This is a genomic window from Roseburia sp. 1XD42-69 (assembly GCF_003612565.1).
GTDB lineage: Bacteria > Bacillota > Clostridia > Lachnospirales > Lachnospiraceae > Roseburia_B.
The window spans coordinates 1-6841 of record NZ_RAZG01000113.1; the positions used below are offsets into that span (position 1 = coordinate 1).

Consider the following 6841-nt stretch of genomic DNA (forward strand, 5'->3'; position numbering starts at 1 on the left):
TGCCCTTATGAGAACATTGAAATATCTTGTCCGACAAAAGGAGCACTATTTATAATAGTTGTAAAGTGGTGTGGTAGTTTAGATATGGTGAGATTCTTTTTCGTGGATTTGTACTTTAAAGCGTTATCGTTAGTTTCTTATATAATGAAGCTAACAAAAAGCGATGACATTTGTGAGAGAAAAGAGGACGGATAAATGAGTATATTGCTTACAGAAATTTTCGGATTATTGCAACCATTTGTGGATTCATACATAAAAAGTGTAGTAAATAGGGCAGGATTAGATTATGCAAAAAATAGGAAAGAGAGGTATGTTATTGAAAAAGAAAAAAGTAAAACTATAAATGAGTTGCATGATTTAATTGATGTAAATGAAGATAATAGATTAATCACAAGTGGAAATTTTTATAATTTTATAAAATATAATGCAAGTGATTTGATATATCAATTATTGGAAACTAATTCTTATACAATTCATAATAAGTCGAGTGAGAGTCAAGTGAAAGACCTGCTTGTATTATATGATGCTGAATTTTGTGAAGTTAGCTTACATGAAAAAAGTTTAGGCGCAGATTTTATTAGGCGATTTTTTGAAATATGCTTTAGATTTAAGAAAAATCTTTTTATCGCATTAATACAGGGTGATACAAAACATGTACTAGAATATGAATTAAATGAGAATATGTTGTTGAAAATTAATGAGAATATTGAAACTGTACTTGATTACTTTCAAAGAGTATATGACCATATAGAATTAAATAATACGACTGTTCATGAAATAGAAAGTAGTTCTGCGAATATAGATGGAAGAAAAACAATCGAAAGTTTTTCTAAGTTATTTGAAGACCCGCTTATATTTGAAGAAAAGGAGAATGCAAAAAGACTAAAGGATGTATTTGTATGGCCTGAGTATAGATCTGGTTTATTGGAATATGAGCAAGACGATTTGAGAGAAGTAATAGGAGAATTCTTAAAAGGAAATTTAAAAATATTTTTGTATAGTAAAGGTGTACCAAAATTAAAGATAGACAAAGACTATAACTTGTTAGTGATTTTAGGAATGGGAGGAATGGGAAAAAGTTCATTATTGGAAAAACTTGCTTATGATATTATGCACAAAGCGATTAATCTCAATGTGAATAATGTTTTTTTTGTAAAATTTTCATCTATGGAATATAGATATAACAATTTATTAGAAAATATAATATCGTATTTAGATATAAATAAAAACATAATCAGAAATTCAGTGATAATTTTGGATGCGTTTGATGAGTTTGTTTTAAAAGACATTGATAAACAAAAAATGCTTGAATTGTTTTGTCATGAAATACAATTATTGAATTGCAGGGTTATAATAACTTCTAGAGAAAATTATATTGATACTGTTAGTTTGCAAAATACTTTTTTTATAAAATTGCTTACATTTAATATGAACAAAAGAAAAGAATGGTTAAATAAATATAATAAGGATTTGCCAGTACAAGTGATAGAAGATGTTTGTAGCTATCATGATGAAAATGATTTATATGGAGAGGAATTTATAGGTATACCGATAATATTATATATGGTTGCTTCGAACTGCATTAGAATTTCAGATTATAGAACAAAATATGAATTTTACGATGCATTATTTGGGTTAAATGGAATTTGGTATAAAAGAATGTATGATGTTAGTCACCCTGCATTGTTGACTAGGCATGAAGTAATGTTTACTTTTATTTTAAATATTTCAGAAGTTATGTTCAAAAAAAATAAAATGTCTATACATCATGAAGAGATTAATCAAATTATTGAAAGTTCGATTCCGCAAGAAGAAGTAGAGTATCTTCAAAATTGGTATGGAATTATTACATACTTTAGAAAAAATAAGTTAAGAGAAATTGAGTTTGCTCACAAATCAATTTTTGAATTTTATATAGCTTATAGAATTTATAATCAGTTAGTCAGAGTAGTACAGGAAACGGATGAAGCGAAAAAGAGCCAAATGCTTCAATGTATATTTAATAAAAGCATTGTCACTAAAGAAATGCTTTATTTTTTGGATGGATTAATTGAAATGAATTATGAAAGTTTCCAATATGGAGGCTTGAAAGATACAGCTAAATTTATTATTAATAAAGACATATTGTTTAGAAGTTATGCTAAATTTGAAAACTTTGATGAAGTTTGCAACTATTTTTGCAATTCTTTTAATTGTCTGATTAGAATCTTAAATAAGAAAAGACAGAAAGATTTAATAGATGTCATAGATAAATATAATCAAGAACATTTTTCATTTTTTCTTAGAAACAAGGTGTTTAATTATTTATATATGAGAAGATGTGATTTTTCAAATAAATGCTTTAGGAGATTATTATTTAAAAATGTTGATTTAGCTGAATCCAATTTGAAAAATAGTGATTTTAGCTATTGTGATTTTTCTAATGCAAATTTGGAAGCTTGTGATTTGTCTGATAGTAATTTATTAAGTGTGACTTTTAGCAATACGAATTTGTGTTGTGCCGATTTGAGAAGAGCTAATTTAAACAATTCAATTATAAAGAAAGAGAAGAAATATTTTGTGAATACTAAAATATGTATTTATCAGCTTAAATATTTTTGGCCAGATGTAACAATGTTTTATCAATATTTGCAAATTTATATTGACGATGTTAATTTGGCATCTAAGAAAGAGATTGAATTTGAATTCGATAAAATCAGAGGATTTCATTTGGAAATTTGAGTATATAAAAAGAAAACTTTATAAGAGGGGGAAATATAATAAAGGGATGAGTTCAGAGAGAGTTTTGCTATGTAGTATTCTGTTTATAAGTCGGCAGTAATGTTTTTCTCAAAAACATATAGTGTAATCAAGGTAAAAGTAGAGTTTGGTGAAGGATAAATATTGCCTAATAGAATATTCAAGAGTGACAGAGTGTACAAATTCGGAAAGCAAAAAAGGATGGTAGCATTTTATAAAAGAGAAGAAAAATCATTTGTATGTGGACAGACAAGAATGGAGCATTTTATTACATAGCCTTGTGGAACTGAAAAACCAACTCATACAACAAGGCAGATATACGGACTGCGTTGACGAACTGATATTTAAGGTCGTAAACGCACCTGTAAGGAGAATGAAAATTGAATATGTCTAAGGCACATCACAGAGCCGCTTATTCTTATTTATTATTTTAAGAGTAAGCGGCTTTTTTGCGTTCTCTGGTACTCTTACAGTAAACGGTAGATAGTGCGTACCTCGACTAGGGCGGCAAAATATGGTAAGCGCCAAATATTCCTGCGGATTTTCTAATCTCCTGAATCCCTCTATAATTGTAAATGAAATATAGTTAAACTATTTCACTACAATTACGGAGGATAGGTTATGGCAACTACTCGCAAAGCCCGTGTTCCGATGGCGGAACAGATCAGGCTTATCAATAAATGCCGCCAAAGCGGCATGACAGATGCTGACTGGTGCCGTGAAAACGGTATCGCTGTAAGCACTTTTTATAACTGGGTCAGCCGCTGCAGGAAAACAGCAGCGGATCAGATTCCAGCACCGAATTATGGTCATTGTGAGATCCTGCGTTTAAAGCAGGACGTGGTTCCCATTGACATTGTTTCGGATCACCTTCCGGAACAGCATACAGCATCGCAGATGCACCAAACGAATCCTGACAATTCACATACGATTGAAGTGTCCATGAATGATGTGACAATCCGCATCAGCAATGATGCCGATCCTGCCCTGCTCACTAGGACACTCCGCCTGATTCGGGAGGCCTCATGTTAGGTGATATCTCCGGCCTCGAAAAAATCTACATTGTCTGCGGCTATACAGATATGCGCAAATCGATCGATGGTCTCTGTGCCATGATCGAAGGCCAGCTTAAGATGGATCCGACATCCAGTGCGCTCTTCCTGTTCTGTGGAAGAAGACGGGACAGGATCAAAGCTCTGTTCCGTGAACCGGATGGTTTTGTCCTGATCTATAAACGGTTGTCTGTCCGGGGCGGGTATCAATGGCCAAGGAAGCAGTCGGAAGTTCGGAATCTTTCCTGGCGGGAGTTCGACTGGCTGATGTCAGGAATTGACATCGACCAGCCAAAAGCACTCAAAGCAGAGTAAAAAAGCATCTGGATCCCGGTAAAAATCCTGCACAGAAAAATAGCTGATTTCCTTATAAATTCAGCGTTTTTCAACCCTTGTTTTCCTTTCGGAATGGCTGTATTTCTGCTATAATAAAGGTATCAAATCTAAGGAGAGAACGATGGCTTCCAGTGCAAAAGATATCCAGCTGCGAGAGCGGAAGGACACCATAACACAACTGAAAACAATGATCTCTGAGCAGACGGAACTGATCAGCTCTCTCCGTCTTGTTATTGACGAAAAAACCAGCCACGAAAAAGCCCTTCAGGAACAGGTGGACTATCTTACCAAAAAGCTTTTTGGTTCCTCCAGCGAAAGAAGGAGCGATGACATTCCAGGACAACAGCACCTTTTTGATGAAGCGGAAGTGGAACAAGATCCTTCCCTGTTGGAAGAAGAGACCGTGGTCCGGGAGCATGCCCGCAAGAAGAAAGCAACCCATAAGGATCTTTTTAAAGACTTGAAGGTTGAAAAAGCAGTCATCCCTCTTCCGGAAGAAGATCAGGCCTGCCCGGTCTGCGGTACGCAGATGGTTCTGATCGGCGAAGAGTATGTCCGCCGTGAGCTGGAATTCATTCCAGCCACATGCAAAATAATCGAATACTACAGCCAGAGTTATGGATGTCCGTCCTGTAAGGAAGGATTGGGAGACACAGAAAAACCTGTGATCGTAAAGTCTCAGGTTCCGCAGGCTCTGGTAGGAAAAGGCCCGGCGAGTGCATCTACCGTTGCATGGACAATGTATCAGAAGTACGCCAACGGACTTCCCCTTTACCGTCAGGAGAAAGACTGGAAGCAGTATGGCGCCCAGATTAGCAGGACGACGCTTGCCAACTGGATTATCCACTGCTCCCGGAATTACTTTCAGCCAATGTATGATTATTTCCACCGGGAACTGCTGAAGCGCAGCTTCGCAATGGCAGATGAGACCAGAGTCCAGGTATTAAAGGAAGAAGATCGCCGGGCACAGACGCAATCCTTCATGTGGCTGTTCCGCAGCGGCGAAGACGGTCTTCCAGCCATTATCTTATATGGCTATTCTCCAACCAGGAGCGGCAGCCATGCAAAGGAGTTTTTGGAAGGCTATCACGGATATCTGGAAACGGATGGTTATCAGGGTTACAACAGCCTGCCGGATATCAAGCGGTGTTCCTGCTGGGCACACATCCGCCGGTACTTTATCGATGCCGTTCCCAAAGGGAAACAGTATGATTACAGCCAGCCGGCAGTACAGGGAGTCCAGTACTGTAACCGACTGTTTGCCATAGAGGATTCCATTAGCAAAAAATATCCCGGTGATTATGAAAAGCGTAAGCAGCTGCGTCTCGAGAAGGAAAAACCTGTTCTGGAGGCTTTCTGGTCGTGGCTTGAGCAGCAAAAGCCAGTCCGGAATACCCGCATGGAAAAAGCGGTGAATTATGTCCTTAACCGGCGGGAAACAGCACAGACTTATCTGGAGGATGGTCGCTGCAGCTTCACAAACAATCTCAGCGAGAACGCAATCCGTCCGTTTGCCGTCGGTCGGAAGAACTGGCTGTTCAGTGATTCTGTTGATGGAGCCAATGCCAGTGCTGTAGTCTATACAATGGTTGAAATGGCAAAGGCGCATGACCTGAACATCTACGGATATCTGAAATTTCTGCTGGAGCACCGGCCAACGAAGGAGATGACCGATGATCAGCTCGCAGAGCTTGCACCTTGGAGTGAAAAACTCCAATCTATCAAAAATCGCATGTGAATTATAGTGAATTACTCCAACTCGCAAAGAGCTGGGGTAATTTTATATCTGACCGCATTATTATTTGGCGGTTACGCAGAAACCGCAAAAGCAAACAATCTGAAACCGTATGATTACTTTGAGTATCTGCTTACCGAGATCCCGAAACATCTGGATGTTCCCGACCGCAGCTTTCTGGATGACCTGCTCCCCTGGTCACCAAGCCTGCCGGAGAACTGCCGGAAGCATGGTAAGAATAAAGTGGAATAAAGACTGGAGCAAATCTGTTTCTATCATACAGGTTTGCTCCAGTTTCGTATAGGTACTCGCTATCTACCGTTTACGGTGAATGCAGCCCTCTACATGCAAAAGCCGCTCCTATCTATATCAATTTTTTTCTGCCGATAAAATTTTAAGGTTTTTCTTTCGGGGGATTGTATTCAATCAAATCTCCGACTCCTATATTGAGATACCAACACAACTTGCAAATCAATCCAGTATCAAAGCGGCTGACACCATCACGACAATATTTATTGAAGTTGGTTCGGGGAATATCAAGGTCTTTGCAAATCTTGTTCTTGCTGATACCTTTTTCCTGTAATATTTCGTTTATACGCATATGCAAATTACCATATTCCATAGAAGATTCTCCGTTACTTTTCTCTCATTATTTTATATAATGGGTAACAGAAATATAATTAACAGAAATAACATTCATAGAAGTGTTAGGTACATGATGGATAAGCATGGAGAAGAACGAAATTAAGGACAGATTATTTGATATACTAAATGATACGGATAATCTGCCGATACAAGATATAGTGGTTGATGACCGAAACAACATAGTGAATGTTTACCTTACAGATGGCACAAGGTTTTCGGTTCATGTAGAAAATTGTGGAATTTGGAACATTTGTGAAGTATAATCCCATCTTCGACAGTTACAGAAAAACAAAGTGGCAGAATCCCTTGAATTTATTGGGGATATGCCACTTTT

The 6841-nt window shown here is 37.2% G+C and carries 8 protein-coding genes and 1 pseudogene; 8 read left to right on the forward strand and 1 reads right to left on the reverse strand.

The genetic code is table 11. The annotated features are described in order from the left end of the window. The 7 genes and pseudogenes from D7Y06_RS26725 to D7Y06_RS23240 form a co-directional block, all read left to right on the forward strand. Window positions 1–195, forward strand: a 195-nt coding sequence (locus D7Y06_RS26725) for a hypothetical protein (protein WP_207667355.1), incomplete at its 5' end; no start/stop codon positions are given. Continuing rightward, window positions 196–2721, forward strand: coding sequence for a pentapeptide repeat-containing protein (locus tag D7Y06_RS23215; protein WP_120409911.1), 2526 nt, complete (start codon window positions 196–198; stop codon window positions 2719–2721). Window positions 2722–2953: 232 nt separating this feature from the next. Then, window positions 2954–3133: a hypothetical protein gene (locus tag D7Y06_RS27445; protein WP_120409912.1), complete on the forward strand. Its 180-nt coding sequence runs from the start codon at window positions 2954–2956 to the stop codon at window positions 3131–3133. A 227-nt stretch (window positions 3134–3360) separates the two neighbouring features. After that, window positions 3361–3771, forward strand: coding sequence for an IS66 family insertion sequence element accessory protein TnpA (gene tnpA, locus D7Y06_RS23225; protein WP_243119476.1), 411 nt, complete (start codon window positions 3361–3363; stop codon window positions 3769–3771). Continuing rightward, window positions 3765–4106 (forward strand): IS66 family insertion sequence element accessory protein TnpB, encoded by a 342-nt coding sequence (gene tnpB / locus D7Y06_RS23230; protein WP_120409913.1) that lies wholly within the window; start codon window positions 3765–3767, stop codon window positions 4104–4106. Before tnpA ends, tnpB begins: the two co-directional genes overlap by 7 nt. 142 nt (window positions 4107–4248) lie before the next feature. Then, entirely contained in the window at window positions 4249–5865 is a 1617-nt protein-coding gene (gene tnpC, locus D7Y06_RS23235; RefSeq protein ID WP_120409914.1) for an IS66 family transposase, read from the forward strand. A gap of 75 nt (window positions 5866–5940) precedes the next feature. After that, a pseudogene (locus tag D7Y06_RS23240) lies at window positions 5941–6114 on the forward strand (transposase domain-containing protein); the annotation flags it as partial. A gap of 142 nt (window positions 6115–6256) precedes the next feature. On the opposite strand, the gene D7Y06_RS23245 reads toward D7Y06_RS23240, so the two are convergent. Beyond that, window positions 6257–6484, reverse strand: coding sequence for a helix-turn-helix domain-containing protein (locus D7Y06_RS23245; protein WP_120409915.1), 228 nt, complete (start codon window positions 6482–6484; stop codon window positions 6257–6259). 106 nt (window positions 6485–6590) lie between these two features. Here D7Y06_RS23245 and D7Y06_RS23250 point away from each other — a divergent pair, with 106 nt between their 5' ends. Then, window positions 6591–6770 (forward strand): hypothetical protein, encoded by a 180-nt coding sequence (locus tag D7Y06_RS23250; protein WP_120409916.1) that lies wholly within the window; start codon window positions 6591–6593, stop codon window positions 6768–6770. Window positions 6771–6841 lie beyond the last annotated feature (71 nt).